We start from the raw sequence: 26,981 nt of genomic DNA, 5'->3' as shown, positions 1-26,981 counted from the left end.
TTTAAGCTTCAACGCCTTTAGCTGCTTTAATCACTTCTTCAGAAATATTAGAAGGGGTCTCGGCATAATGTGAAAATTCCATAGTTGATGTTGCACGACCTGATGACAATGTTCTTAATGTTGTAACATATCCAAACATTTCTGACAATGGCACCGTAGCTTTAACTGTTTTTGCTCCAGCTCTGTCTCCCATGTCATTTACTTGTCCTCTTCTTCGGTTCAAATCACCAACAATATCACCCATATTTTCTTCCGGTGTGATTACTTCAATTTTCATGATAGGCTCCATGATAACGGCTTTAGCAGCTTTAGCAGCATTTCTAAATCCGATTTTCGCAGCCAACTCAAATGATAATTGGTCAGAATCCACATCGTGGTATGAACCATCCGTCAATGTAACTTTCATAGCGTCTACTTCGTAGCCTGCCAAAGGTCCATTGACCATAGCCAATCTAAATCCTTTTTCAATAGAAGGTATAAACTCTTTAGGAACGTTACCGCCTTTAATTTCTGAGATAAATTCTAAGCCAGTTTTTCCTTCATCAGCAGGCGACAATGTAAATACGATATCCGCGAATTTACCACGACCACCTGATTGTTTCTTGTAAACCTCTCTGTGTTCTGCCGACTGTGTAATAGCTTCTTTATACTCAACTTGAGGCGCACCTTGGTTAACCTCAACCTTAAACTCACGTCTTAAACGATCTACAATAATATCTAAGTGAAGCTCACCCATTCCAGAAATAATTGTCTGTCCTGAAGCTTCATCTGTACGCGCTGTAAACGTCGGATCTTCTTCTGCCAATTTAGACAAAGCCATACCCAATTTATCAACGTCAGCTTTAGTTTTAGGCTCAACAGCAATACCGATAACTGGATCCGGGAATTCCATAGATTCCAATACGATAGGGTGTTTTTCATCAGACATGGTATCCCCTGTCTTAATGTCTTTAAATCCTACTGCTGCCCCAATATCTCCAGCTTCAATATAATCTAACGCATTTTGTTTGTTAGAGTGCATTTGATAGATACGAGAAATACGTTCTTTTTTAGCCGAACGGCTGTTTAATATATACGAACCAGCATCCAAACGACCAGAATACACACGGAAGAAGGCTAAACGACCTACGAAAGGATCGGTAGCGATCTTAAATGCCAAAGCAGCGAAAGGCTCCTTAACATCTGGCTTACGTCTTTCTTCAGCACCTGTCTCAGGGTTTGTCCCCACAACGCTATCCCTATCCATTGGAGATGGCAAATAACGACAAACAGCATCCAACAAAAACTGAACACCTTTGTTTTTGAAGGATGACCCACATACCATAGGTATAATAGCCATATCCATAACAGCAGCTCTTAACGCAGCGTGTACTTCTTCTTCTGTAATAGAACTTTCATCTTCCATGAACTTTTCTAATAAGTTTTCGTCGTAACTCGCTACTTCCTCAATTAATAAAGCTCTGAACTCACGAACTTCTTCCTTCATTTCTTCCGGAATAGGCACTACGTCATACGTAGAACCAAAGTTCTCATCATGCCAAACAATGGCTCTATTTCTTACTAAGTCAACAACACCTTTAAAATCGGCCTCATCACCTATAGGCAATACAATTGGCACGGCGTTAGACCCTAGCATTTCTTTAACTTGTTTGTTAACTTCTAAAAAGTTAGCACCTTGACGGTCCATTTTGTTAACAAATCCAATTCTTGGCACTTTATAGTTATCTGCTAATCTCCAGTTAGTTTCAGATTGTGGCTCAACACCATCAACTGCACTAAACAAGAACACCAACCCATCAAGCACACGTAATGAACGGTTTACCTCTACGGTAAAGTCCACGTGACCTGGAGTATCGATAATATTAAAGTGATAACTTTGCGCATCTTCTGTTGGCTCTCCATTTTCTTTTGGAAAAACCCAGTCACAAGTAGTTGCAGCCGAAGTAATTGTAATACCTCTTTCCGCTTCTTGTTCCATCCAGTCCATTGTTGATGATCCTTCGTGAGTTTCACCTAACTTATGGTTAACACCGGTATAAAACAAAATACGCTCTGTAGTTGTTGTTTTTCCAGCATCGATGTGAGCTGCAATTCCTATATTTCTTGTAAGTTTTAAATCTCTTGCCATTGTATTAGAATCTAAAGTGCGAGAATGCTTTGTTAGCTTCTGCCATTTTATGAGTATCCATACGCTTTTTAACGGCAGCACCTTCTTCTTTTGCAGCTGCTAAAATTTCAGCAGCAAGTTTTGCCGGCATGGATTTTTCATTTCTTTTTCTTGAGTAAGTAATCAACCATTTCATAGCGGTTGATACTTTACGATCTGGACGAATCTGCATTGGGATCTGGAAGGTAGCACCTCCAACACGACGGCTCCGCACTTCTACGTGAGGCATTACGTTAGATAAAGCATCTTTCCATGTATCCAAAGCTGATTTTTCTTCGTCTGTTTTCTTTGCTTCTACAATATCAATCGCATCGTAGAATACTTTAAAAGCTACAGACTTCTTCCCATCCCACATCATCATATTAACGAAACGAGTTACTAACTGATCGTTAAAACGTGGATCTGGTAAAAGCGGTCTCTTTTTTGCTGCTCTTTTTCTCATGTCTTCTTTTTGAGTTTTTTGTCATTGATTATCTGTCAAAGGCATTTATTTCAACCTGTTAACACCTAACCTCTAACTTGTTTTTACTTCTTAGGGCGTTTTGTTCCGTATTTAGATCGACGTTGCGTTCTACCTGTAACACCTGCGGTATCTAAGGCACCACGTACAATGTGATATCTAACTCCCGGCAAATCTTTTACCCTTCCACCTCTAACCAATACTATCGAGTGCTCTTGTAGGTTGTGACCCTCACCGCCGATGTATGCGTTAACCTCGTTTCCGTTTGTCAAACGCACCCTTGCCACCTTACGCATTGCTGAGTTAGGTTTTTTAGGTGTCGTAGTATAAACACGAGTACACACACCACGTCTTTGTGGACACGAATCTAAAGCAGCCGATTTACTCTTCTTGGTTATTTTGGCTCTTCCTTTTCGTACTAATTGTGAAATTGTTGGCATATATTTCTATATAAATTTGTTTTACTCCTCGCTTTTGAGGGGTGCAAAGATAGAAATAAATTCTTTTTTTTCAAATGTAAAGTGATTAATTTTTAAATCTTTAGTCAATTATTTACTGCTGTAGATATTTTTAGATAAATTTTTCTGTTAGCTTTGGAGATGTTTTAGTTTCAAATGACCTCAAAAATAAGCTTCTTTTTATTATTTTTCGGATACATCTCTTTCTCAGGTCTATTCGCCCAATCCCTGCACCTGACAGCCATAGGCCAAAATGAAGGAGAAACCAATATTCTTAAAACTTTAGATTATCAACAGCAATTCAACGACTTCAATTCGTTGGAGCAAGAAACCAGAATTATTGCCAAAAATATTTCTATTTTGGGCTATATCGAAAGTGAATTGACGGTGCTTAATAAGGTTAACGACTCTTCATTTGTTGCAGTTTTCCATTTAGGTCAGCAATATACCAAGGCAATCATCCATTATGATGCTAGTCTCGACAAAAACCTACTGAAAATAATATCCAATACCATTACTGAAAATTATTTTGAAATTGAAGTTCCCAAATTAGAAATTGCCCTTAAAACATTAAACTCAGAAATTTCAAACGCTGGCGATCCCTTTTCATCATTGCAACTCACAAATATCAAAAAAGAGAAAGGAATTTTATATGTCGATTTAAAAATTGAAAAAAATCGACCAAGAACCATTGATGCGATCCTTGTGAAAGGTTATGAAAAATTTCCCACATCATTTATAAAGCGCTACTTGAAAATTAAAAGAAAACAAACTTTTAACCTAAAAGCAATCAAACAAAAAACCAGAACTTTAGAGAATTTACAATTTGCTTCCCAAATTAAAGATCCCGAAGTCCTTTTTGCAAAAGATTCCACGCTACTCTATTTATATCTTGAAAAACAAAAAAGCAATACCTTCGACGGATTTATAGGTTTTGCCACCAATACCGAAACCAGTAAAATTGAATTTGACGGATACCTCAACCTGAACCTCATCAATAATCTAAATTATGGCGAATCGTTCAGGCTGCTTTATAAAAGTGATGAAAGCTCGCAAAAAACCTTTGATGTAAAAACCAGATTACCTTATCTATTTGGCTCACCAATTGGCGTACAATTAGGTTTAAATATTTTTAAAAAAGACAGCTCTTTTGTTACCACATCACAGTTTGCTAAATTAGACTTTCAAATTAATCCATCAAACGGTATAGCTTTGGGCATTGATGCACTCACATCCACCAATCTGCTAGACAACACAATTACATCCATCCAAGATCTTAAATCGACATTTTTTAACATAAATTACAACCATCTTGAGCAGCAATCTCATGATCCACTATTTCCCGTTAACTTTATGTTTGACATTTCAGCTGGAACAGGAAAACGCTCTATGGAAAACAGCAGTCAATCACAATCCAAGTTTCATCTCAATACATTCAAAATTTTTAACCTCAACCATCGGAATAGTATTTATGGAAATGTAAGTGCTGCCGTTTTAAATTCGGATAATTTTGTGGAAAATGAATTGTTTCGTTTTGGTGGCATCAATTCCATAAGAGGCTTTGAGGAAAATAGCCTAACGGCAAATCTGTTTGGCGTTTTTAACACCGAATACCGCTATAAAGTGACCAATAGTCTATATGTCAATTCCATTTTTGATGTAGCATATTACGAAAACCAAATCCTAGACATTAAAAGCAAACTTCTTGGCTTTGGTTTTGGCTTTGGAATCCTCACTCAAGCAGGACTTTTAAAATTAAACTACAGCAATGGAAGTGTAGAAAACCAAGCTATCAAATTATCAAATTCTAAGATGCACATCAGTCTTACGGCGAGGTTTTAAACCAGCAATTCCCCATGTATCTCTCTCTAGAAATCTCCAGTTAATATTATTCGCATTTACCTGAATAATTCCAGTATCAACAGATAGATTATCATACTACAGTAAATTAAATATTCTAGAACAAACCTTTACGAAACTATTAAGGTTTATTTATACCTTTGCTGCCATGGAACACGAAACAACTATTTTTGGAATCAGGGCGGTCATTGAAGCTATTAAATCTGGTGAAAACATTGATAAAATCTTTTTACAAAAAGGATTACGCGGCGAATTATTTACTGAACTTGAGCAGCTTTTACACAAAGAACGCTTAAACTCTTCTTATGTTCCTATTGAAAAGCTCAACCGATTGACCCAGAAAAACCATCAAGGCGTGGTGGCACAAATTGCACCTATCAGCTTTTATCCATTGGAAGAATTAGTGACCAACGTTTTAGAATCTGGCAAAACACCTTTATTTCTGTTACTGGATCAACTGAGCGATGTTCGTAATTTTGGTGCCATTATCCGTACTGCCGAATGTACTGGTGTTTCAGGAATTATCATTCAGAAAAAAGGAGGTGCTCCCGTTAATGGTGATACCATTAAAACCAGTGCGGGTGCGATTTTCAAAATTCCTATCTGTAAAGTTGATCATATCAAAGACGCCGTTTTTTATATGCAGTCTTCGGGCATTAGAGTAATTGCCGCTACCGAAAAAACAGACCAAAATCTTTACGATGTGGATTTTACCGAACCATGTGCCATTATTATGGGATCGGAAGGAAAAGGCATCAACCCATCCATCTTAAAAATTGTTGATGACAAAGCCAAATTACCAATTTTGGGCGATATCGAATCGTTGAACGTTTCAGTAGCTTGCGGCGCGTTTTTGTACGAAGTGGTGCGACAGAGGATGGCAATTAGGGATTAGGGATTAGGGAAATTAAGAATATAGATCTGTAATCAATTATTGATCTTCTCGATTTTCCTTGTATATATAATTATACTTTGGAGGTATTCGTTTTTCTTCAAGTTCAACCTCTGTTTCAAATTCATTTTCAACTTCAGGTTCTAAATTTTCAATAAAGTTTCCATTTTCATCAAAATGCTTTAAAAACGGATCATCATCTTCATTATAAGTCGGTTCTTGCCATACATAACGTTCGGGTTTCGCAATAGTTTTCTTGAAAATTAGCGCAAACAAAAACCCAGTGATCAGTCCACCCAAATGCCCTTCCCAAGACATACCGTCCTTAATGGGAAAAACATACCAAATCATACTTCCATAAAGAAAAATAATCATTAAGGATAAAGCTATCAATCGATAATGTTTGGCAAAAATGCCCTTAAAAAAGATAAAACTGACCAAGACATAAATAAGACCACTGGCACCGATATGGTTGGCTGGTCTTCCGATAACCCATGTAATCAATCCCGAAAGCAAAATACCATAGAGTAATACTTTCCAAGCAATAGGACGGTAAAAATAAAACAAGGCCATAGTCAAAACCACTAAAGGAATGCTATTATGATAAATATGCTCCATATCAGAATGGATGAACGGGCTGAATACAATACCCCGTAATCCAGTCAATGTTTGTGGAACAATACCCCAGGTTTTTATGACAGGAAAAAAACGGACTTGTAGCCAAAATACAACCCAAATGAGCATCAAAAAGAAGATGGGATACGCTACAACGCCGGTTGAATATCTAAAATTTTGTTGATTGCCCATAGTCAAATTTAAAGGTTTCTTATCAAATTAGTCACCATTTATTAGAAATATGAAAAATTGTCATAGTGATGCTTAAAAATTAATTTCGTCAGTCTCAAATAGATTATATTCATTTCGAAACGCTTTATAGATCATTTACTAAGATCAAAACCCATGTTACTTTTACCAATGACATCTAACTAAAATTATGGATAGAGATTCCAGTTTTCAAAGGAATTGATGTAATTTTGTTTTATGAATGCACCATTGGCAGAACGTTTAAGGCCTAAATACTTAAAAGATTATTTGAGTCAATCCCATTTAATTGGCGATCATGGGGTTTTGACGCAACACATAAAAAACGGAATTATTCCCTCCATGATTTTTTGGGGTCCTCCAGGAACCGGAAAAACGACCTTGGCAAATATTATTGCGAATGAGTCCAACCGACCGTTTTACAAATTGAGTGCTATCAATTCGGGGGTTAAGGACATCCGGGAAGTGATCGATAAGGCCAAAAACAGTGGTGGCTTATTCACTGCCAAAAACCCGTTATTGTTTATTGATGAAATCCACAGATTTAGCAAATCCCAACAAGATTCTTTATTGGAAGCCGTTGAAAAAGGCTGGGTAACTCTGATCGGCGCCACCACAGAAAATCCAAGTTTTGAAGTTATCCCTGCGCTACTTTCCCGTTCACAAGTTTATGTGCTCAATTCTTTTGACAAAAAAGACTTGGAAGCTTTGCTAAATCGTGCCATTACCGAAGATGAAATCCTCTCTAAACGCCATATCCAACTGAAAGAAACGGAAGCTTTGTTACGGCTTTCGGGTGGTGATGCCCGTAAACTTTTGAATATTTTTGAACTGATTATTACCTCTTACGCCGAAAATGAAAACATTGTCATAACCAATGATGCCGTGCTTGAAAAAATCCAAAGCAACACGGTACGCTACGACAAAACCGGTGAACAGCATTATGATATTATTTCGGCGTTTATCAAATCGATACGCGGAAGTGATCCCAATGGTGCAGTATATTGGTTGGCGCGAATGATTGAAGGTGGTGAGGATGTCAAATTTATTGCGCGACGTTTGCTTATTTTGGCAAGTGAAGATATAGGAAATGCTAATCCGACGGCATTAGTGATGGCCAATACCACGTTTCAGGCGGTTTCTGTAATTGGCCATCCAGAATCTCGAATAATTTTAAGCCAATGCGCCACTTATTTGGCAACGTCTCCAAAAAGCAACGCTGCCTATGAAGCTATTGGAAAAGCACAACAATTGGTAAAGCAAACTGGTGATTTATCTGTGCCTTTATCCATCCGAAATGCTCCAACCAAACTTATGAAAGAGTTAGGTTATGGCGACGATTATCAATATGCCCACCACTACGAAAACAACTTTGCACCACAAGAGTTTCTTCCTGACGAAATTAGAAACACGCAACTTTATAGCCCTGGAAATAACGCCAGAGAAAATGCACAACGCGAGTTTTTAAAACAACGTTGGAAGGATAAATATGGGTATTAAGTGGGTAGTGATTAGAGAGTAGTGGGTAGGAAATAGAGGGTAGAATATAGACTAGTGAACAATGACGGATGATACAGAGAAAAAAAAAGATGTCATCAGAATTTTCAAGAATAAAAAACCCCGACAAGAATAATTTCATCGGGGAATTTATTTATTGAGCAATTTTATATATTAGTCAAATTTCACTTTTAGTGTTTTCATCGATACTCCTGAATCGTTGGCGGTTGAAAGGATCCAGCTGTTGTTCAATTTATAAACAATCGCATCTTGGCCTTTAACAATATAAACATCTTCCTTTCCAGAAAACACCAAATGATACAATACTTTGGATGAATCATCGGTAATAGTATATCCATTTTCGACAGGAGTTGCTGTTAAAGTTTGCGCATTTTCATCAGATTTAGTGTCTTTCTTAACAGTTTTTGCCGGTGTTAACTTAGCCGCCTCTTGAACCACTTTGACTTCTTTAGTCTGAGGATTTTCTGGTTTGGATTGTACTTTTTCCTTTTCTACCAAAGTCTGTTTTTCCAACTCGGCTTTTAATTGTTGTTTTTCTCTTAATAGCTCTACTTCCATTTTCAAACGGTCAATCTCATCCTGTGCCTGCAATGCATTGGCTACCGCTCCTGCTGTAGCTGTGCTTTCTGGCGCAATCGTTGCACTAGGTTGATAGCTGTAATTCAAATTATCAAAACTTTTAAAAGCATCTCTTATTGCCAAATTATAAACTTTATCATATTGTTTTTCTCTGGACTCTCCAATTTCTGAAGATAATACAATCCGATTATTGCAATCCTTTAAATGCACTTGTAATTTGGTGTTTAAAAATGCCTTATGTTTTTCAACATCAACATATAACCCAAGGCATCGGTTAGCATTAAGGTCGTCAGGAAATTCTGAGTCGGCCATCAATGTGGTAAATCCAATTTTATCAAATAAAAACTTGGTCAAGGAATTTAATTGATATTGATCGGGTTCATTCAAAAAATTAAAAGAGGCTGGAACGATGACATATTTATAAGTATTGATACTTTGTTGTGAAACGCCTTTAATATTAAACAAAATTAAGAAAGTGCATAAACTGAGAATGGATTTCATAAGGTATTGGGATAAATATATTAAGCAGTAAAGATAATATATTTAATCTTTACAGGTATTTTTTAAGTTGTGATAAATGCTTTATTTGCTTGATATGAAGTTCAGTTTCATCATTGCGGTAATTAAAAAAAATGGCATCATACCCAACATTTAATGCCCCTAAAATATCTGCTTCATAATTATCGCCAATCATAATACTCTCATTAGGCTTGGCATTGGCAATTGTTAGCGCATGGTCAAAAATTATCGGATTTGGTTTTTTAACGCCCACTGCATCAGCATTTGTAACGGTATTAAAATAAGGAGTAATTGCCGAAGAATTCATCTTTTTTAATTGCGCTTCTTCAAATCCGTTGGTAATGATATGCAATTGGTATTTGGGCTGTAAATATTCCAACAACTCAATTGTACCATCAAACAGATGGCTGAAACTGGAAAGATATTTTATATAATCTACAGCCAAATCTCGAATAAGAACCTCATCTACCGAATAACCAATTTCAATAAATGCATCTCTAAGTCGACCATGCCGCAAGGACATTTTGTCAATTTTCTCACTGCCATAAAGCTTCCAATAATGAAGGTTAATCGGCTCATAGACTTCAAGGAAAAGCTTTAAATTGACTTCAACATCATGAATTTTAAAAATTTTATCAAACGTTAATGCCGAATTTTTATCAAAATCCCAAAGCGTATGATCTAAATCAAAAAATACGTGTTTTATTGTTTTAATCTTCATTTACTGAATCTAATATCATTTTAAAAAGCTCCCTAAATCCTTTCCAGCGATCGAAATCACTAAATGCATAATTATGAAATACCGGAACAAACGTGCCGTCAACATTTTTCACCTCTTGGATTAATCGTTGCAAATCTTGTTTTTTATCCAATAACGACTGTCGCTTCAACAAGGCATAATCGACCACATGAAACGGATTGATTTGCAAAGGTGTTTGCACTTCATAATCCAGATCATAAAATTGAAAAGGTGTGCAGGTCCCTGCCCTGAATCCCAAATAATTGATATAGCCCATTGTAAAATCTTGCTTGATTTCCAATTCTATCAGATTGCGATATGTTTCGGGCAAATTGAGCTTAGAAAACGAATGTCTTGAAGCTTCCAAAGGATAATTTGTTGTGGCCTCCATTTTTCGCTTTTCAGTTTTAAGCATTTCCATATTATCCAATGCCAAATAAGATACTTTTAAACCGATCTTACAGTAATCGCCTACATCTTTAATAAGCGATGCAAACCTTTTGTTATTGATGTTGATGTTTTTGTCGTAAGTAGAATATTCGCCTATCAAGAAAAAAACAATAAATTTATTTGCCGTCTGTTTTTGTTTTGTCACAATCCATTTGAAAGTATCATAAGGATCACGTTTAAATCCGGCCAACGATTGGTATCTTCTATATAACTGTTTTAATTTTAAAGTAAACACGTCGTTAAAGGTTTCTCCAATCGTCCTCATGACACCTTTTTCCTTAAAATAATAGGCCACAGGAACGTCAATAACCGGTTGGATATTATAACTTCTTGTAGGAAACTCAAAATCGGGAAAGTGCTTTTTTAGCACCTCTCTAAACTTATATGCCCAAATATCTACAACAGGTTGGTGCAAAAAATTTTCTTTATAAGCCAAGCTTTCGGAAGCCAAAAAACGGCCATAACCATCTTTTACTTGTGGAAGATATTCCTCATATCGACTTAACAGATAAAAAGTTGCCGCAAAAATATCAAAAGGCAAACTACTTTTATCAGACGTTGCAAAAAAACATTTTGTAGTATCCCAATCCTGAACATTAATATCTACATCGGACAATCCTTGCTCAAATAACAAATCATGACTTCGTATAAACAACTCACTGCTAAGAAGGTGTTTGGTATAAGAAATCTTCATACTATCATGGGCAATAAACTCTTCAACTTTAGTTGTGAAGCTCACCGGAACATTCAAAATCCGTAAAACAATATGCTTAAAGGCATACGTTAATCTTGGCGTTATTTTATGGGTATATACTAGTAACATTCAGTATTTGATATTCTAAAATATAAGTTGGTCAAAAGCTCTGTTGTATTTGAATTTTGTAGATGATTCTTGGATATCTACATCAGGCCTTCATCCGCAAAACTAAAGTATGCATTTTCGGTAATTATTAGGTGATCTAAAACTTTTATATCCAAACTTTCTCCACCAATTTTCAATTTTTTGGTAATTTGCTTATCGGCATCACTAGGATTCAGTGTTCCTGAGGGATGATTATGGGTAAGTATTAGACCAACGGCACCAACTTCAAAGGCCGTTTTAAATACTAATCGGACATCAACCAAGGTGCCTGTAATTCCGCCCTTGCTCAATTGACTTTTATGAATGACCTTATTGGAATTGTTCAAATAGATAATCCAAAACTCTTCGTGCGGCAACTCACCAATTATGGGTTGCATCAACTCAAAAGCAGATTGGCTCGAAGTAATTTTATCCAATTGCAAGGTTTCTCCTGCCCTTCGGCGTCTTCCAAGTTCTAATGCGGCTACAATGGTAATCGCCTTTGCTTCGCCAATTCCTTTAAAATCCATAAGTTGTGCGATAGACATTTTTCCTAAAGTCCCCAAATTGTGGTCCGCACTTGCCAAAATACGCTTACATAATTGGACGGCACTTTCTTGACGATTTCCAGAACCTATCAAAATGGCCACTAACTCGGCATCACTTAACGCGGCTTTTCCTTTATCCATTAATTTTTCACGAGGCCGATCGGCTTCTGACCAATTTTTTATGGAAAACGAATTCTGCTTTTCTGACATAGTCGTGCTAAATATTTTAATGGGTCATAAAATTAGTGATAATCGCACAATCGTAATTTTATGAAGTCAAAAAATAGGCATTAATTATCAAACAACAGATAATATAGTGTAATTTTATATGCCAATATATTTATAATCAACAAATGCAAACGCTTTTTGACCAAAAAACGCATAAAGACATTTTAATACGAATAGACCAATTAAAGGAAAACTCCAAACCTATTTGGGGACAAATGGATGTGGCACAAATGGTCAAACATTGTCAAATGCCATTATTGATGGCCTGTGGAAAAATTCAACTTTCGGACGAGGTTGGTTTTTTTAAAAAAATGCTTCTTAAACTCTATAAACCCATTATGTACAATGACAAACCATGGCCCGAAAACGTATCTACCTCAAAGGATTATAAAATTACAGGTCATTATGATCTGAATGTTGAACGTGAACAATTAAAAATTATAATTACCGAGTTTCATAATAAAGCATTAAACATCTATTGGCCCAAACATCCATTTTTTGGGAATTTTAAAACCGACGAATGGGGCAAAATGCAATACAAACATTTAGACCATCATTTGAGACAGTTTGGCGTTTAACAGTAAAAACATTTAAAAACAAAATCAACCTATAACTCATAAAATCATGAAAAATACAATGGCACTATTAATCTTTTGCTGCGCATTAACAATGGCATCAAAAGCGCAAAACCTTGTTGGCGCCTGGGAAAGCTATCATAAATTAGATTCGGGCGAAGAACTTAAAACCGTGTATATCTTTTCCGAACATTATCAATCGAAAACCATCTACAATTCTAAAACAGGACATTTCCTAAGCACGAATGGCGGATCTTGGACACTATCAAACAATACGCTAACCGAAAAACTTGAGTTTGACACTGAACATCCTGAAAACGTTGGCACAGAAATGAATTCTGAAATTTCAATTGGCAATAACACATTTACACTTGGTAAAGATAAAATTCGTTTTAATAGAATTGATGATGGTCAACCTGGCAAGCTGGGCGGCGCTTGGTTAATGTCAGGTCGAGTTACCAATGGTGAAACCCAATTGAGAAATACAGACGGACCACGCAAAACAATGAAGATTTTATCAGGAACACGTTTTCAATGGATTGCCTATAACACAGAAACCAAACAATTTATGGGTACAGGAGGCGGCACGTACACTACTATAAACGGCGAGTACACCGAAACCATAGAATTCTTTTCAAGAGACCAAACCCGAGTTGGCGCCGTCCTGAAATTTAATTATGATTTGATTGATGGTCATTGGCACCATTCGGGACTTTCAAGCAAAGGCGATCCCATACACGAAATTTGGAGCTTAAGAAACTGATTTCTTGATTTCTAAATTTCGTTATCTTAATACAAAACCTCAAAAAAACTGAAGTCAAAACTATTGAATGCATCTAGAAAAGTAAACTAATAAGGATGTATTTCTACTAATTATAGGGCTATCCAAAAGTAAAAGTTTAAATTTACATTCTGAATATTGCGATGATTGCAATCCCTTAAAATCCATTTTTTTATTAAAAAACTATTACAAATAATTTCTGCTTCATCGTTTTAATTATAAAAAAATAGCACACATGAAAAAAAACCTCTTAATTATAAGTTTAATCTTGACAGGCAGCATAACTATGGCGCAGCAAAAAATGACCCCAGAACTCTTATGGCAAGTACAACGCTTAAGTGTTTTGGGATTAAATGACGATGGCTCAACACTTTTTTACGAATTAAAAACTCCAAATATTGAAAATGACAATTTCGATTCCAAATATTATAAAATGCCTGTAACTGGAGGTATAGCCACCGAAATCGCAAAGGAAAACGTCAAAACCAAAGACAAAAATATTGCGCCAGATGGAAGTTACAAATTGTTCCATAAAGAAGTCCATATTGAAGATATCAAAGGCGCTGATGTTTATAAAAACTTGGCAAAGTCAGATGTTTATATTTATTCAGATTTAGATATTCGTCACTGGGACACTTGGCAAGATGGGAGTTACAACCACTTGTTTTATAAAAAAACGGAAGCTGAAGATGAAACCGGCATCGACATCATGCCCAATGAACCTTACCATACGCCGCAACGTCCTTTTGGTGGCGATGAAGATTATATCTGGTCGCCCGACAGTAAAAGCATTTACTATGTTAGCAAAAAACTCAAAGGCAAAGCTTACGCCACAAGCACCAATACCGATATTTACAAATATAATTTAGATTCAAAAACGACTGAAAATATTTCGGAAAACAATAAAGGTTATGATACCAATCCTGCATTTTCTTCAAAAGGATCTTTGGCATGGTTGCAAATGAAAACCGATGGCAATGAAAGTGATAAGAATGACATTGTTGTTTTAAGCGATGGCATTCAGCAAAATCTAACTGCTAATTGGGACGGTACTGTCAACAGTTTTTTATGGGATAACACAGGAAACCACATTTATTTTACTGCTCCAGTTGATGGAACCGTTCAACTTTTTAGAGTCAACCATCCTGGAAAAAAACGCATCGCTCCCGTGGTAGAACAACTTTCTGAAGGTCAGTTTGACATCGCAAGTATTATTGTTGAAAAAAACAATACGCTTTTGGTCACCAGAACGGACATGAACCATGCTGCGGAAATTTATAGTTTTAATCTAAAAAATAGAAGCTTTACAAAATTAACGAGCATCAACGACGAGCTTTATAATAGCATTGCCATGCCTAAAGTGGAAAAACGCTACGTCACTACAACCGATGGCAAACAAATGTTGGTTTGGGTTATTTTACCTCCTAATTTTGATGCTTCCAAAAAATATCCAACTTTATTATATGCGCAAGGTGGGCCGCAATCGGCATTATCGCAGTTTTATTCTTACCGTTGGAATTTTCAATTAATGGCTTCACAAGGCTATATTGTAGTGGCACCCAACCGACGTGGCATGCCCGGTCATGGTGTAGAATGGAACGCAGCCATCAGCAAAGATTGGGGCGGCCAAGTGATGGACGATTATTTATCGGCTATTGATGATCTTGCAAAGGAACCTTATGTGGATAAAAACCGATTGGCAGCTGTTGGCGCCAGTTTTGGTGGGTATTCTGTTTTTTACTTGGCAGGAATCCATAACAAACGTTTTAAAACTTTTATCTCGCACGATGGTGTTTTTGATACACGTACAATGTACGGCACCACCGAAGAACTATTTTTTGTAAACAATGATTTCGGAGGTTCGTATTGGGACAAAAACAACGTCTTAGCCCAAAAAGCCTATCATGAGTTTAATCCGATCACCAAGATTTCTGATTGGGATACTCCAATGCTAATTATCCAAGGTGGCAAAGATTATCGCGTTCCGATTGAGCAAGGTTTAAGCGCTTTTCAGGCAGCGCAATTGTTGGGAATAAAAAGCAAATTGCTATATTTTCCTGAAGAAAATCACTGGATCTTAAAGCCTCAAAATGCCTTGGTTTGGCAACATGAGTTTTTTAAGTGGCTCAAGGAAACGCTTTAAAAAACCATTTGATTTAAGTAAGGGATCGTCAAATCATTCCTTACTTAAATTGAACACAAAACTTTAAAAATGAACAACAAAGTAGCCATAATAACAGGTGGAAGCGAAGGCATAGGTTTTGCCATCGCTTCGGCCTTGGCTTCTAAAGGTGCCCATGTTTATTTAGTGGCTCGAACATTAGAGAAGTTGGAGAACGCACAAAAAAGCCTACTTCAACAAGGTGGAAAAGTTGCCATCAAACAAGCGGATATTACTAATATAGATGCAATAAAAGAGTTGGTTGAAAGTATTTACAACACCCACAATCGCCTTGATTTCTTTATAAATAATGCCGGCACTTGGCAAAGCCATTCATTAGATAGTGCTTTTGACGCTATTTGGAAACTCATTGAGTTTGATATGAAAGCACCTTACCAAATTGCCCATTACTTAGCTTCCCGATTCCGAAGTGAGAAAAACAACAATTTAAAAATCCTGACTGTTGTTTCACAAGCTGCACTTAAAGTAATGAGTGGATCACTTGGTTATGGCGTTGCCAAAATGGGACTTGCTTCCGGTCTGTTTCATATTGAAAAAGAACTCCAAAAAGAAGCCGTTCAGAACATTCAACTTTATAGATTATATCCCAATACCGTTGCTACCGAAAAAATGATGGACGCCGTTAGAGCTAATCATGTGAAAGATGCTGTTAGCACAAAAACTATAGCAGATACAGCTATTGACATACTTTTGGATAACACACCTACGCGCGATGTGCGTGTAGGATATTATGAAAAAAAAGGCATTGTAAGAACCTATTACTCATCTGCCTCCAAAGATTTTTTCCATCCAACAGAAGTCACACAAGAAGTTATCGATCCAAATTTCAAGATACAGGATTTATTAAAATAAGATTATTCGTTGGCGGGTTTTTCATTAAAAGGTCCCCAAAATGATCGCATGGAAATGATTTTATCGGTATCATCAAAAACAAAAATATCAATAACATCGATCATCATCGGAACGCCATCAACATTTTTTCGCAATTGATATGGGAAAGCAACTTCATTTCCGGCAACTCGAACTTCTCCCGTTTTTGTAGCCAATAAATTTTTTAAAACGGCATTCGTATAAAATACACGAAGCGACACTTTTCCCAATAAAACATCACTGCCAACAGGATTTTCAATTGTAGCATTATCAGCATATAACGACAAAATCCGATCCACATCTTTTTCATTTAAATAGCGTAAATAACTATCTGCAATATCGCTAAAACGTTGTGCTTTTATAATGGCCTTATCCCTATCCGTAATTTGATTTTTTGCTCTTTTTCCTGAACCACAACCAACAAGTGACACACCTAACAATAAACTAAAAAGAATGGGCAATAATTTAATTCTATACATTTTTTATGTTTTTAATACGAAGCAAATCTACAATAAATTAGTTTTATGACCGATGCGCGATCCAATAAAACATTGATTAATTCAACATATTGGTCAAGCTAAACATCCTACATTTAAGTTCTAATCGCTAAATCACGTGATAGTTTTAAACGCTATAAAAATTAGATTTTACCGATATAATGCTATAAATTGTTTTACCTTTAATAGCTCAAGAGGTTCTTTGAAAACGATTACTGTTCAAAATAATCTAAGAAAACACTTCAAAAAAACCAATAAAACCATCAGAAAAACATGACAAAAACAATCATCAAACTCTTTTTGAGATTAGCCATTTCAGCAGGATTCCTTTCAGCAGTTGCCGATCGTTTTGGAATATGGAGTGCAGAAGCTTCTGTTTGGGGCAATTGGGGTAATTTTGTACAATATACCGAAGTCATAAATCCGTGGTTTCCGACTTCATTAGTTCCAACACTGGCGATCATTGCAACAACAGCCGAAATTTTATTTGCCTTCTTTTTGTTGATCGGATTTAAAACAGAACTGTTCGCCAAATTAAGCGGGTTTCTTTTACTGATTTTCGCATTATCCATGACCTTTTCAATTGGCATAAAAGGTACGTTCGATTATTCTGTTTTTATTGCATCGGCTGGTGCGTTTGCATTAAGCACGATGAAAGAAAAGTATTTGGAATTAGATCAGGTCATTTGAAAATAACTCAAGTATCATTCTTTTATTTCTTCTCTCGAAGTAAATTATTGAAATTTAATTCGACCAACATATAGAAAATGACTTTTCTCGTGAGAATAGTTTTAACAACAAATAAGTTTTATACCATTATTAATGTACTTTTTTCAAAAAAGATACTAGACAAACAACATCTATTAAACAACCATGCAAACGACCTATTTAGACGAGAATACTAATTTTGACTTTTCATCTGATGCCATTCAAAACCTAATTAAGACTATTGAAAACAACATTTCTGATGACACGCCGCTCGATTTTGCCCTAAAAGCATATTATTATATTCGTGATACCTGGCCATATAACCCGTATCGATTCAGTTTAATTGAAAACGACTGGCGAGCTTCCAAGATTAGTAAACGTCCATCAGGCCATTGTTTGGATAAAGCCATCCTGCTCATCAGTATATTACGTGCAAAAAACATCCCTGCTCGATTGGGTTTGGCTAAAGTTAAAAACCATATTGCCGTTGACGATATCATTGAGAAGTTTGGCAATGATGTCCTTGTACCCCACGGTTATGTTGAAATGTTTTTAAACGATAAATGGGTAAAAGCTACACCGGCATTTAATAAAACATTATGCGAAAAACTAAATGTCAGACCACTGGAATTTGATGGTATTGAGGATTCCTTATTTCAAGCTTATGATTGTTCGGGCAACATAAAGTTCATGGAATATTTAGAAGATTATGGCGGTTTTGACCATGTTCCATTAGCCTATATGTTTGATTTAATGAAAACCACCTACCCACCATTACAAACTGGTGACTTTGAATTAGGAATGATTTTAGACCTCAAAAAAATATAACAAGCATAATGACATAAAAACTAATCCCTTTCTTTTTCTATCAAAAACCTCGAAGACCACCAATTCCGATCTTTAAACTCTCTATTTTTCACTACTTTTGCAATCAGAAATCCAACCGATGAAAGTGCCAAAAACGATTGCAATTAAATTAAACAAAACTGCGGAACGCGCAGTAAAACAAGGTCATCCTTGGATTTTTGAGCAAAGTATTGATAAAGTTCCAGACCATAATCCTGCACCAGGAAGTTTATGTGTCATCTTTGATCAAAGAACAAACAAACCTTTTGCCTTTGGATTATGGGATCCCAAAGAGATTATCCGTATAAAAATTATTTTTAAAGGCAATCGACTGCAACTCACAACCGATTTCTGGACATCACAACTTAAATCTGCCTATTCAAAAAGAATAAATTTAATGGATAAAGGCGTTACAGGTTATCGTGGAATTCATGGTGAAAATGATGGTTTTCCAGGCCTCATCCTTGATGTTTACACGAACATAGGCGTTCTAAAAATTTACTCTGAAATTTGGAAACCTTATCTGGAGGTGCTGATCGAAGAAATAAAAAGTCAATTTTATCTTGAAACCATCATCATAAGATTTAGCCGAAAAATAGCGCAAAACAATACGTTCCCATATCAAGAAGGTGATATTATTGGCACCGCACTTTCTTCCGAAAAAGTAGCTTTTGAAGAATACGGTGTAAAATTTTACGCCTATACGCAATCTGGACACAAAACAGGTTTCTTTCTGGATCAACGTCCCAACAGATTGTGGGTTCAGCAACATGCCAAAGGAAAGAGAGTTTTAGATGTGTTTAGCTATGTTGGAGGTTTTGGAATACATGCGTTAAAAGGAAATGCCAAATCACTGACCTCAATAGACATTAGCCCACAGGCTATGGAAGTGGCTTCTGAAAACATTGCACTCAACCAAATGGCTATTTCAAAATGGACGCCAATGGCCGACGATGCTTTTATGGCATTGAATGAATTAATCCAACAAAAAGCACAATTTGATATTGTTGTTATTGATCCGCCGTCATTCGCTAAACAAGCCAGTGAGGTGGTTAGCGCTTCCAAGCAATATGAACGTTTGGCACGTTTGGGAAAAGAACTCGTCGCACCAAAAGGCATATTAATTTTAGGATCATGCTCTAGCCGGATCAGTTTGGAAGACTTTGAAAAAATACATCAAAACGCAAAAATTACAACATCTCATGGCTGGAAATATTTACATTATACTTTACATGATGATGACCATCCCATCACCTTTCCTGAAAGTAATTATTTAAAAACCATCTTTTATCAGAAAGGAAGCTAGCACTTCGTGAAATTGAAGTCGAAGTCAAGTAAATTGAGATAAACTCCAGAAAATCAGTGACAATCAATTAAATCAGCATTCATATTCTCGCAAAGACGCGAAGAAACAATCTGTGAAAGTTAAAATTGAAGTCGAAGTCGAAGTCAAGTAAATTGAGATATATCCGAAAAAATCAATGACAATCAATTAAATCAGCGTCATCAGCGTTCTTATTCTCGCAAAGACGCCAAGTCGCAAAGAAACAATCTGTGAAAGTTAAAATTGAAGTTGAAGAGGAAGTCAAGTAAATTGAGATATACCGACAAAATTCAGTGTAAATCAATCAAATCAGCGTCATCAGCGTTCTTATTCTCGCCAAGTCGCAAAGACGCGAAGAAACAATCTGTGAAAGTTAAAATTGAAGTCGAAGTCAAGTAAATTGAGATAAACTCGAGAAAATCAGTGACAATCAATTAAATCAGCGTCATCAGCGTTCTTATTCTCGCAAAGACGCAAAGAAAATCATTGGAAATCCGTGATCCCGATAGCTATCGGGACGTGTCAAAAATAATCCACTATTCTAATTAACGTTTTGGCGTATCGGGAAACTGGACCTTATCTGGCGACTCGTTGAGCAACATTAAGGCATGTTTTAAAATACGTTTTCTTTTACCTGTAGTGTCTTGTGGTTCAACAGGATAAGAAATCACAGCTTCCAGCCAAGCTCTAACGTTTACCCTAAAATAAACTTCTGGTTTCCATAGTGTATCCATTTTACCAATGCGTTTTGGATAACGTTTTTGAAAGTCCTGTCTTGCGGCTTCCAACAGACATTTTTCCACGAATTCCAAATCGCTGGTATATAAAACCTGAAGAGCGGTTTCATCCCAAATAAATGGAACTTGCGGCCCTGAATAGTTAATAACTTCCTCATTCAAGATCAAACTATTGGGAAAACGGATAATTCTTCCACTCATTCTATCATTGCCCAAATAATCACCACTACATTCCAAAATTGAAGTATCGAGATAACTTATTTCTACAACATCGCCACGAATGCCTTTTATCTGAATCCGATCGCCCACCAAATAAGAGCGTCTAAAAATCAGATAAACCCACGCAATAAAAGAAGTGATGGGCGCTTGTAAAGCAAAACCAACAACCAATGAAAATAATCCGACACTAAGAGCAGCCGCATACAAACTCTTAAACAAAAAGGAAACCACCACGATAAGACTGAACACAATGGTAAGAAACCTAATGATTCGCAGTAAATTATATTTATCGCCTTCCGTCCGTGCTTGTGCATGAATGACACGCTCAATAATTTTGCTGACCAGAAAAATAAGTGAAATCAAAAATAGACTCAAGCTTAATTTCTGTAGGAAAGGCACTAATTTATTCCATTTCTGAAAAAACTCAAGTTCCAACACATAATGCATGGTAATTAGCAATACCGCCACGATAACATAAATTATAATCCCACGCATTTTACTTTGACTTTTCATCATTATATATTTCAATTGAGATTTACGAAATTAAGACATATTGATAGAATAATTAAGACTTTTTGAATATCTTATATATTGCAATTTACCTAAAAAGAAGATCCTACAAAAGCAAATAAACTTTGCTCATCAGCATCTACTGTAGAAAACACATTTACGATATGGATGGAATTGAGCAAAATTAAAAATGTATTTTCGATGACATCTAAAAGTAATTTCTTTATTTTACAACAAATTACTTAAGTTGTATCATCATTAGAAAAGTTAGGAAATGGCAGAGGAAATAACAAACGAATCCAGAGAAAACAAAAAGATGAAACTTGCTGAAGGCCTTTTGCTGCGAGCAGATCTTCTAAAAAAAATAGAACACCTTCAAAACAGAATAAAACCTGTATTGATCGTATCTGATGACAAGCAACCCCAAGAAGATCCTATCGTATTACTGGCTCAATTAAGGAAAGCAATCCAAGATTTGGAATTGATTATTGTTCGAATAAATAAGACAAATAACGACACCATTGTTGAAGGTGAAGGATTGCTTTATGAAGCACTTGCCAAGAGAGATTCATTGAAAATGCTTTCTGAAAAACTAAGAAATATAAGACAAGCCGCTCAAATTTATAATACGGGAGAAACCAATCTTAAAGCCACCATCAGCATTAAAAACCTTCAAATTGAAATGGATCAAACTGGAAGAGCTTTTAGAGAAATTGACAGTAAAATACAAGAAATTAATTGGCTCACTGAATTAAAAGATTAAGTATTAATACAAAATTGGTCGGGGCGAGTACCAGCCCTTTTTCCTGATAGGTTTTCGGGGCAAATTGAAAACGCTATCACCTATGGGCCACTTGGGGTGTGGCAAAAACGTATAATTTAGGCCCCATTACCAATTACCAATTACATCAGTAAAACGTAAAATTTACTACCAGGTACTGACCGACCATAATTTTTAATTTTAATACCAATCCCAATAAATCTACTGCGCTAATAAAACGCAATCCATACCCTTGTTTTATCACTAATCAAAAAGGTTTAAAATATGCTGAAAATGAATGCATAGTATTTCAAAATAGTTGAACTTATATTATATTTGATGTTTATGCAAAATACAGGGTTTTAAAGCAATCTATTTTTATATAATACTCTTAAAATCCTAATATCTAACCAACAGCAACAACCAAAAAAACAAAATTATGTCAGAACAAAAAGTATTTGAAGCTAGTCCTGAAAGTAAAGGGAAAGCAAAACAGTTACGCCTTTTTGCATTTCTAGCGTGGATCATTGCCATCGCCGGACAAATCTTTGCCATTTTCAAACTCATCCATGATGATACTTTGGTATGGCTCATCGTTGTTATAGTGGGCATTTTGGCATTATCCATCATTGCCTCCATGCTTTGGAAAAAAGCAAACCGTTTGGATCCCGCCTCCGAAAAAGACAAAACCAAGTTCTTTATCCAAAATCAATTGGGTGCTATTATGGGCGTATTGGCATTTTTACCTTTGGTCATTCTTATTTTTATGAACAAAGATGTCAATGGAAAAACGAAAGGAATTGCAGGTTCAATTGCTGTCGTTGCTTTATTGATTGCGGGAATTTCTGGAGTAGATTTCAATCCGCCGTCCATTGAGCAATACACCAAGGAAATCAATGAGCAAACCACCGTTTTAAAGGACCTTAATTTTGATAACGACAATGTATATTGGACTACTGCCGGCAATAAATATCATATTTTTGAAGATTGCCAGCACATTAAAGGTCGAGAAGGAATTTCTAACGGAACCGTTAAAGAATCATGGGAACAAAAAGGCATTTCTGAACTTTGCAAAACTTGCGAAAAAAGAGCATTAAAAAACAAAGAAAGTGCCGTAGAACATATTATTGATGAAACGGAATAATAAGTTCTGACCTTCACTATTAAGGTGAATTAAAACATAGATGAGATCCGTTTTTGATGAGCTCGAAAACGGATTTCTCATTATCACAATCGCTTCTATACGCTAAAATATTAGTAAAACATGACAACTTCAATAAAAATAAGAAAAGCCGACAAAGCAGATTCAGCGGCCATTGCCGCAAATTTACTATTGGCAATGGAAGACATAGTTTACCAATTTATAGGTCAAAATGATTCTAACAAAGCGATTGATTTTTTGCTGCATTTTGTTCAAGAAGAAAACAATCAGTATTCCTATCAAAATTGTTTTGTAGTAGAAGATGACGGCAAAATTATCGCAGCTGTCAATATATACGATGGATCACAATTAAATCAACTTAGAAATCCGATTGCTAGTTATATCAATTCACATTTCAAAACAGAATTTAATCCAGAGGATGAAACACAATCTGGTGAATTCTATATTGACTCTTTAGGTGTAAATCCCAACCAACAAGGCAAAGGCATTGGTGCAAAATTACTGCAATTCGTAATTGATCATTATGTTCACCAAAACCATCAAACTATCGGTTTGCTGGTAGATGAAGAAAACCCAATGGCAAAAAAACTATATTTAAGATTAGGTTTTAAATCCGTTGGGCAAAAAACATTGGTGGGCAAACAGATGGAACATCTTCAAATACGTCCAGAATGATACAAACGCGCATTGGGCATAACAATGACATTCCCGGAATTTTAGCTCTTCAGGAAAAATATCTATATCGAAATTTAAACGTAAAAGAACGCGAAAAAGGATTTGTAACAACGCCTTTTACGGTTTCGCAAATTGAAGATATAATTCTGCAAAACGGGGTATTTGTTGCCGAAAATGAAAACCACCAAATTGTTGCTTATGCCTTTGCGGGAAATTGGAAATATTTTGAGCAATGGGAAATTTTCAACTTCATGACCTCTCGTTTTCCTAAATTATCTTTTCATGAGAATCGAATTACCACCGAAAACAGTTTTCAATATGGTCCGGTTTGCATCGATGAACTTTACAGAAGCAAAGGTTTATTGAACCAACTTTTTGAAGAAATGCGGATTGAATTCTTTAAAAAATATCCCATTTCAATCACTTTCATCAATAAAATAAATGTCATATCTGAAAAGGCACATACCAAAAAACTGGGCTGGGAAATTATCGACGAATTTGATTTTAACAGCAATACATACATCGGATTGGCTTTCGACATGAAAAACTCGGTCCTTAAATAAGGTTTTTCAATATAAAATCGTAAGTTAACATTTGATCAAACCAAAATTAAATGTTCAGACATCAAGGCAAAAGCAGAACTCTAAAACACAACCTGCACATTGCCACAATTCTCTCTTTTATTGCGGGTATTGTGAATGTGACTGGATTTTTAGCCTTTTTTGAATCCACCACACATGTAACAGGACATTTTGCACTGTTTATTAGAGACGTGGCCGATTTTCAAATATGGAAAGGAACCATTTATTTTTTGTATATTTTTTCCTTTCTCTTTGGATCTTTCACCTCCAGTTTTCTTATTGAAATGTTCAAAGAAACCAAAAGACTTAATATTTATGTGTTGCCAACACTTATTGAAAGTGTGATTTTAATTGGCCTTGCAGTTTGGAGTAATTTCGAACAACTTCAAAATCCTAAACTCATGGTTTGCTCTTTACTTTTTGCCATGGGATTACAAAACTCATTCGTTACGAAAATTTCAAATGCCGTAGTCAGGACCACGCATCTCACCGGATTGTTTACCGATCTGGGCATTGAGATTTCACAATTATTGTTTCCAAAATCACATCCCAACACAAAAAAAATATGGTCTACCATAAAACTACGTTTGTATATCATTAATTTCTTTTTTCTGGGTGGTTTAGTTGGAGGTTTTTTCTTTTCGACCATGAAATTAAAATTAAATACACTTGTTATTGCCGCAGCCATTCTGATTATTAGTCTATTTTACGACGATTTAAGACTGCGACTCATAATGGCCAAAAGACGGTACAATCGTTTGAGAAAAAACACTAAACCAGAAACAAAACGTGTTATTACCAGGTTTTCCAGTAAAAAATAACAAAAAGAAAGTCGTCATAATAAGCTGTTTTATGAGGTCTGAGCAATTTACATTTTTAGTACCTTCGTTCTTATGAAAACACTCGATATTCGCACCGTTAATGTGGTACAATATATTACGCCGTTGCGCGAAGGCGGCTCCATGCCAGCCATTGTTAAAGCCGATGATGGCTTTATGTACGTCCTTAAGTTTCGTGGTGCAGGGCAAGGAAAAAAGGCACTTGTTGCCGAATTTATTGGTGGCGAATTGGCGCGTGCCATTGGTTTAAAAGTGCCAGAATTGGTGTTTATGAACCTTGACGATTCCTTCAGCAAAACCGAACCCGATGAAGAAATTCAGGATTTACTGAAATTTAGTGTCGGCTTAAATTTAGGATTGCATTTTTTATCGCAAGCCATTACTTTTGATCCTTTGGTGACACAAATAGATGGTTTATTAGCTTCTAAAGTGGTTTTGCTGGACAGCATTATTAGTAATATTGATCGAACGCCAAAAAACCCGAACATTCTTATTTGGAACAAAGAACTTTGGGTGATAGACAATGGTGCCAGTTTTTACTTTCATCATAACTGGCCCACATGGGAAAATCATTTGACGAGAACTTTCCCTCTGATTAAAGACCATGTCTTATTAGCACAGGCCTCGGAATTGGAAACGGCTGCAAAAGAAATCACATTGGCATTGACGCCGTCAAAAATTAAAGATATCATAACGAACATCCCAGAAGAATGGTTGATAAATGAAGGCGATACGCTTACTCCCGATGAAATGCGAACTGCTTATATTCAATATCTCAACACAAAACTTTCAATGATTGATGCATTGGTAAAAGAAGCTCAAGATGCAAGATAAAGTCACTTACGAATATGCCGTTATCAGAGTGGTCCCTAAAGTAGAACGGGAAGAATTCTTTAATGTGGGTGTGCTTCTTTTTTCAAAACGAAAAAAATTTCTGGGCGTCAAATATAAAATCGATCAAAAGAAATTGGACGCTTTTTCAGAAGATTTGGACATTGCCATGTTAAACGCCCATCTCAAAGCATGGGAAGACATCTGCAAAGGACATCCAAAAGGCGGTTGCATTGGGAATTTTGAAATATCCGATCGGTTCAGGTGGTTGGCCGCTTCAAGAAGTACTATCATACAAAGTTCTAAAACACACTCGGGATTATGTACAGATCCTCAAGAGGAATTGGAAAGATTGTTCAATGCTTTTGTTTTATAAATGGCATTTAAATCAACGCAATATTGAATTTAAAAAAATAAGTTTTATGAAAAACACAATAACAATATTAACTCTCATTTTGTTAGCTGTTTCTTGTGCGAAAGAAAATAAAAAAACCAATAACGATGGTTTTGAACTTACGGTAACTGCAAAAAACTTCCCTGACAGTACTAAAGTAGTTCTTTATAATAGAGATATTGACACCAATATAGATTCAACTTATGTTATAAACGAAAGTTTTAAACTTTCCGGAAAAGTTGATTTGCCATCTCTTTCTTACTTGTTTTTTTATGATGGTGAAAACAAACCAATAGAACATTATAAATACTTATTTGTAGAAAACAAGCCCATTTCCATTGTCGGAGAATATTCAGACTTTTTTAATGCCAAAGTAACAGGATCAGATCAAACAGACTTATTAGATGAA

At 35.9% G+C, this 26,981-nt stretch carries 28 protein-coding genes; 18 read left to right on the top strand and 10 right to left on the bottom strand.

The annotated features are described in order from the left end of the window. Window position 1: 1 nt before the first annotated feature. The 3 genes from fusA to rpsL all read right to left on the bottom strand — a co-directional run bounded on the left by fusA (window position 2) and on the right by rpsL (window position 3,067). Window positions 2-2,128 (bottom strand): elongation factor G, encoded by a 2,127-nt coding sequence (gene fusA / locus VNJ50_RS01095; RefSeq protein WP_325578224.1) that lies wholly within the window; start codon window positions 2,126-2,128, stop codon window positions 2-4. A 4-nt stretch (window positions 2,129-2,132) separates the two neighbouring features. Beyond that, a complete protein-coding gene (gene rpsG / locus VNJ50_RS01090; RefSeq protein WP_325578222.1) occupies window positions 2,133-2,609 on the bottom strand; it encodes a 30S ribosomal protein S7 in 477 nt (158 codons plus the stop codon). A gap of 83 nt (window positions 2,610-2,692) precedes the next feature. Next, a complete protein-coding gene (rpsL, locus tag VNJ50_RS01085; RefSeq protein WP_325449940.1) occupies window positions 2,693-3,067 on the bottom strand; it encodes a 30S ribosomal protein S12 in 375 nt (124 codons plus the stop codon). 174 nt (window positions 3,068-3,241) lie between these two features. On the opposite strand from rpsL, the gene VNJ50_RS01080 reads away from it, so the two are divergent. After that, complete coding sequence (locus VNJ50_RS01080) at window positions 3,242-4,927, top strand: ShlB/FhaC/HecB family hemolysin secretion/activation protein (protein ID WP_325578220.1); 1,686 nt, start codon at window positions 3,242-3,244, stop codon at window positions 4,925-4,927. 166 nt (window positions 4,928-5,093) lie between these two features. Next, a complete protein-coding gene (gene rlmB, locus VNJ50_RS01075; RefSeq protein WP_325578218.1) occupies window positions 5,094-5,840 on the top strand; it encodes a 23S rRNA (guanosine(2251)-2'-O)-methyltransferase RlmB in 747 nt (248 codons plus the stop codon). 36 nt (window positions 5,841-5,876) lie between these two features. Here rlmB and VNJ50_RS01070 read toward each other — a convergent pair whose 3' ends face one another. After that, window positions 5,877-6,644, bottom strand: a complete 768-nt coding sequence (locus VNJ50_RS01070) for a rhomboid family intramembrane serine protease (RefSeq protein ID WP_325578216.1) — start codon at window positions 6,642-6,644, stop codon at window positions 5,877-5,879. A 234-nt stretch (window positions 6,645-6,878) separates the two neighbouring features. On the opposite strand from VNJ50_RS01070, the gene VNJ50_RS01065 reads away from it, so the two are divergent. Further along, window positions 6,879-8,159: a replication-associated recombination protein A gene (locus VNJ50_RS01065; protein ID WP_325578214.1), complete on the top strand. Its 1,281-nt coding sequence runs from the start codon at window positions 6,879-6,881 to the stop codon at window positions 8,157-8,159. A gap of 171 nt (window positions 8,160-8,330) precedes the next feature. On the opposite strand, the gene VNJ50_RS01060 is transcribed toward VNJ50_RS01065, so the two are convergent. The 4 genes from VNJ50_RS01060 to radC all read right to left on the bottom strand — a co-directional run bounded on the left by VNJ50_RS01060 (window position 8,331) and on the right by radC (window position 12,063). Further along, a complete protein-coding gene (locus VNJ50_RS01060; RefSeq protein ID WP_325578212.1) occupies window positions 8,331-9,257 on the bottom strand; it encodes a hypothetical protein in 927 nt (308 codons plus the stop codon). 49 nt (window positions 9,258-9,306) lie between these two features. Further along, on the bottom strand, window positions 9,307-9,996 hold the full coding sequence (locus tag VNJ50_RS01055) for a YjjG family noncanonical pyrimidine nucleotidase (RefSeq protein WP_325578210.1): 690 nt from the start codon (window positions 9,994-9,996) through the stop codon (window positions 9,307-9,309). Then, window positions 9,986-11,287: a polysaccharide deacetylase family protein gene (locus tag VNJ50_RS01050; protein ID WP_325578208.1), complete on the bottom strand. Its 1,302-nt coding sequence runs from the start codon at window positions 11,285-11,287 to the stop codon at window positions 9,986-9,988. The genes VNJ50_RS01055 and VNJ50_RS01050 overlap by 11 nt, the downstream gene beginning before the upstream one ends. A gap of 77 nt (window positions 11,288-11,364) precedes the next feature. After that, entirely contained in the window at window positions 11,365-12,063 is a 699-nt protein-coding gene (radC, locus tag VNJ50_RS01045; RefSeq protein ID WP_325578206.1) for a RadC family protein, read from the bottom strand. Between the two features lie 143 nt (window positions 12,064-12,206). Between radC and VNJ50_RS01040 the strand changes: the two genes are divergently transcribed. The 4 genes from VNJ50_RS01040 to VNJ50_RS01025 all read left to right on the top strand — a co-directional run bounded on the left by VNJ50_RS01040 (window position 12,207) and on the right by VNJ50_RS01025 (window position 16,471). Continuing rightward, window positions 12,207-12,659, top strand: a complete 453-nt coding sequence (locus tag VNJ50_RS01040; RefSeq protein WP_325578204.1) for a DUF1569 domain-containing protein — start codon at window positions 12,207-12,209, stop codon at window positions 12,657-12,659. Between the two features lie 91 nt (window positions 12,660-12,750). Further along, entirely contained in the window at window positions 12,751-13,419 is a 669-nt protein-coding gene (locus tag VNJ50_RS01035) for a membrane or secreted protein (protein ID WP_325578203.1), read from the top strand. A 253-nt stretch (window positions 13,420-13,672) separates the two neighbouring features. Next, window positions 13,673-15,580: a S9 family peptidase gene (locus VNJ50_RS01030; RefSeq protein ID WP_325578201.1), complete on the top strand. Its 1,908-nt coding sequence runs from the start codon at window positions 13,673-13,675 to the stop codon at window positions 15,578-15,580. A 69-nt stretch (window positions 15,581-15,649) separates the two neighbouring features. Further along, entirely contained in the window at window positions 15,650-16,471 is an 822-nt protein-coding gene (locus tag VNJ50_RS01025) for an SDR family oxidoreductase (protein ID WP_325578199.1), read from the top strand. A 2-nt stretch (window positions 16,472-16,473) separates the two neighbouring features. Here the strand turns inward: VNJ50_RS01025 and VNJ50_RS01020 are convergent, their stop codons facing one another. Continuing rightward, window positions 16,474-16,968 carry a nuclear transport factor 2 family protein gene (locus tag VNJ50_RS01020; RefSeq protein WP_325578197.1) on the bottom strand — a complete coding sequence of 165 codons (495 nt, stop codon included), beginning with the start codon at window positions 16,966-16,968 and terminating at the stop codon, window positions 16,474-16,476. A 291-nt stretch (window positions 16,969-17,259) separates the two neighbouring features. Between VNJ50_RS01020 and VNJ50_RS01015 the strand changes: the two genes are divergently transcribed. From VNJ50_RS01015 to VNJ50_RS01005, 3 genes are all read left to right on the top strand, one after another. Further along, the gene (locus tag VNJ50_RS01015; RefSeq protein ID WP_325578195.1) at window positions 17,260-17,676 is read left to right on the top strand and encodes a DoxX family protein; all 417 of its coding nucleotides are present in this window, start codon (window positions 17,260-17,262) and stop codon (window positions 17,674-17,676) included. 183 nt (window positions 17,677-17,859) lie between these two features. Next, window positions 17,860-18,522 carry a transglutaminase family protein gene (locus tag VNJ50_RS01010; RefSeq protein ID WP_325578193.1) on the top strand — a complete coding sequence of 221 codons (663 nt, stop codon included), beginning with the start codon at window positions 17,860-17,862 and terminating at the stop codon, window positions 18,520-18,522. Window positions 18,523-18,640: 118 nt separating this feature from the next. Further along, complete coding sequence (locus tag VNJ50_RS01005; protein WP_325578191.1) at window positions 18,641-19,846, top strand: class I SAM-dependent rRNA methyltransferase; 1,206 nt, start codon at window positions 18,641-18,643, stop codon at window positions 19,844-19,846. 563 nt (window positions 19,847-20,409) lie between these two features. Here the strand turns inward: VNJ50_RS01005 and VNJ50_RS01000 are convergent. Continuing rightward, on the bottom strand, window positions 20,410-21,315 hold the full coding sequence (locus tag VNJ50_RS01000) for a mechanosensitive ion channel family protein (protein WP_325578190.1): 906 nt from the start codon (window positions 21,313-21,315) through the stop codon (window positions 20,410-20,412). A gap of 289 nt (window positions 21,316-21,604) precedes the next feature. On the opposite strand from VNJ50_RS01000, the gene VNJ50_RS00995 reads away from it, so the two are divergent. From VNJ50_RS00995 to VNJ50_RS00960, 8 genes are all read left to right on the top strand, one after another. After that, window positions 21,605-22,093, top strand: coding sequence for a DIP1984 family protein (locus VNJ50_RS00995; protein ID WP_325578188.1), 489 nt, complete (start codon window positions 21,605-21,607; stop codon window positions 22,091-22,093). Between the two features lie 436 nt (window positions 22,094-22,529). Further along, window positions 22,530-23,234: a hypothetical protein gene (locus VNJ50_RS00990; protein ID WP_325578186.1), complete on the top strand. Its 705-nt coding sequence runs from the start codon at window positions 22,530-22,532 to the stop codon at window positions 23,232-23,234. Between the two features lie 120 nt (window positions 23,235-23,354). Further along, a complete protein-coding gene (locus VNJ50_RS00985; RefSeq protein WP_325578184.1) occupies window positions 23,355-23,927 on the top strand; it encodes a GNAT family N-acetyltransferase in 573 nt (190 codons plus the stop codon). After that, window positions 23,924-24,490, top strand: coding sequence for a GNAT family acetyltransferase (locus tag VNJ50_RS00980; protein ID WP_325578182.1), 567 nt, complete (start codon window positions 23,924-23,926; stop codon window positions 24,488-24,490). Before VNJ50_RS00985 ends, VNJ50_RS00980 begins: the two co-directional genes overlap by 4 nt. A 50-nt stretch (window positions 24,491-24,540) precedes the next feature. Then, window positions 24,541-25,329, top strand: coding sequence for a YoaK family protein (locus VNJ50_RS00975; protein ID WP_325578180.1), 789 nt, complete (start codon window positions 24,541-24,543; stop codon window positions 25,327-25,329). A 72-nt stretch (window positions 25,330-25,401) separates the two neighbouring features. Beyond that, window positions 25,402-26,181, top strand: coding sequence for a HipA family kinase (locus tag VNJ50_RS00970; protein ID WP_325578178.1), 780 nt, complete (start codon window positions 25,402-25,404; stop codon window positions 26,179-26,181). Then, window positions 26,171-26,554: a DUF3037 domain-containing protein gene (locus VNJ50_RS00965; RefSeq protein ID WP_325578176.1), complete on the top strand. Its 384-nt coding sequence runs from the start codon at window positions 26,171-26,173 to the stop codon at window positions 26,552-26,554. The genes VNJ50_RS00970 and VNJ50_RS00965 overlap by 11 nt, the downstream gene beginning before the upstream one ends. Before the next feature lie 46 nt (window positions 26,555-26,600). Beyond that, on the top strand, window positions 26,601-26,981 hold a 381-nt coding region (locus VNJ50_RS00960; protein ID WP_325578174.1), incomplete at its 3' end, for a DUF4369 domain-containing protein.

It is taken from the genome of Gelidibacter sp. (assembly GCF_035577925.1).
Taxonomy (GTDB): domain Bacteria; phylum Bacteroidota; class Bacteroidia; order Flavobacteriales; family Flavobacteriaceae; genus Gelidibacter.
Note: the sequence above shows the minus strand (reverse complement) of the source record. Positions and strands in the feature narration are given on the sequence as shown.

What these genes read in the sequence shown, in the direction of transcription:
- VNJ50_RS00980 (WP_325578182.1), top strand. Translation starts at nt 23,924, where the DNA reads ATGATACAAACGCGCATTGGGCATAACAATGACATTCCCGGAATTTTA.
- VNJ50_RS00990 (WP_325578186.1), top strand. Translation starts at nt 22,530, where the DNA reads ATGTCAGAACAAAAAGTATTTGAAGCTAGTCCTGAAAGTAAAGGGAAA.
- VNJ50_RS01020 (WP_325578197.1), bottom strand. Translation starts at nt 16,968, where the DNA reads ATGTATAGAATTAAATTATTGCCCATTCTTTTTAGTTTATTGTTAGGT.
- VNJ50_RS01040 (WP_325578204.1), top strand. Translation starts at nt 12,207, where the DNA reads ATGCAAACGCTTTTTGACCAAAAAACGCATAAAGACATTTTAATACGA.
- VNJ50_RS00965 (WP_325578176.1), top strand. Translation starts at nt 26,171, where the DNA reads ATGCAAGATAAAGTCACTTACGAATATGCCGTTATCAGAGTGGTCCCT.
- radC (WP_325578206.1), bottom strand. Translation starts at nt 12,063, where the DNA reads ATGTCAGAAAAGCAGAATTCGTTTTCCATAAAAAATTGGTCAGAAGCC.
- VNJ50_RS01015 (WP_325578195.1), top strand. Translation starts at nt 17,260, where the DNA reads ATGACAAAAACAATCATCAAACTCTTTTTGAGATTAGCCATTTCAGCA.
- VNJ50_RS01065 (WP_325578214.1), top strand. Translation starts at nt 6,879, where the DNA reads ATGAATGCACCATTGGCAGAACGTTTAAGGCCTAAATACTTAAAAGAT.
- rpsG (WP_325578222.1), bottom strand. Translation starts at nt 2,609, where the DNA reads ATGAGAAAAAGAGCAGCAAAAAAGAGACCGCTTTTACCAGATCCACGT.
- rlmB (WP_325578218.1), top strand. Translation starts at nt 5,094, where the DNA reads ATGGAACACGAAACAACTATTTTTGGAATCAGGGCGGTCATTGAAGCT.
- VNJ50_RS01030 (WP_325578201.1), top strand. Translation starts at nt 13,673, where the DNA reads ATGAAAAAAAACCTCTTAATTATAAGTTTAATCTTGACAGGCAGCATA.
- fusA (WP_325578224.1), bottom strand. Translation starts at nt 2,128, where the DNA reads ATGGCAAGAGATTTAAAACTTACAAGAAATATAGGAATTGCAGCTCAC.
- VNJ50_RS01025 (WP_325578199.1), top strand. Translation starts at nt 15,650, where the DNA reads ATGAACAACAAAGTAGCCATAATAACAGGTGGAAGCGAAGGCATAGGT.
- VNJ50_RS01070 (WP_325578216.1), bottom strand. Translation starts at nt 6,644, where the DNA reads ATGGGCAATCAACAAAATTTTAGATATTCAACCGGCGTTGTAGCGTAT.
- VNJ50_RS00985 (WP_325578184.1), top strand. Translation starts at nt 23,355, where the DNA reads ATGACAACTTCAATAAAAATAAGAAAAGCCGACAAAGCAGATTCAGCG.
- VNJ50_RS01005 (WP_325578191.1), top strand. Translation starts at nt 18,641, where the DNA reads ATGAAAGTGCCAAAAACGATTGCAATTAAATTAAACAAAACTGCGGAA.
- VNJ50_RS00995 (WP_325578188.1), top strand. Translation starts at nt 21,605, where the DNA reads ATGGCAGAGGAAATAACAAACGAATCCAGAGAAAACAAAAAGATGAAA.
- VNJ50_RS00970 (WP_325578178.1), top strand. Translation starts at nt 25,402, where the DNA reads ATGAAAACACTCGATATTCGCACCGTTAATGTGGTACAATATATTACG.
- VNJ50_RS01080 (WP_325578220.1), top strand. Translation starts at nt 3,242, where the DNA reads ATGACCTCAAAAATAAGCTTCTTTTTATTATTTTTCGGATACATCTCT.
- rpsL (WP_325449940.1), bottom strand. Translation starts at nt 3,067, where the DNA reads ATGCCAACAATTTCACAATTAGTACGAAAAGGAAGAGCCAAAATAACC.
- VNJ50_RS01035 (WP_325578203.1), top strand. Translation starts at nt 12,751, where the DNA reads ATGGCATCAAAAGCGCAAAACCTTGTTGGCGCCTGGGAAAGCTATCAT.
- VNJ50_RS01050 (WP_325578208.1), bottom strand. Translation starts at nt 11,287, where the DNA reads ATGTTACTAGTATATACCCATAAAATAACGCCAAGATTAACGTATGCC.
- VNJ50_RS01055 (WP_325578210.1), bottom strand. Translation starts at nt 9,996, where the DNA reads ATGAAGATTAAAACAATAAAACACGTATTTTTTGATTTAGATCATACG.
- VNJ50_RS01000 (WP_325578190.1), bottom strand. Translation starts at nt 21,315, where the DNA reads ATGCGTGGGATTATAATTTATGTTATCGTGGCGGTATTGCTAATTACC.
- VNJ50_RS00975 (WP_325578180.1), top strand. Translation starts at nt 24,541, where the DNA reads ATGTTCAGACATCAAGGCAAAAGCAGAACTCTAAAACACAACCTGCAC.
- VNJ50_RS01010 (WP_325578193.1), top strand. Translation starts at nt 17,860, where the DNA reads ATGCAAACGACCTATTTAGACGAGAATACTAATTTTGACTTTTCATCT.
- VNJ50_RS01060 (WP_325578212.1), bottom strand. Translation starts at nt 9,257, where the DNA reads ATGAAATCCATTCTCAGTTTATGCACTTTCTTAATTTTGTTTAATATT.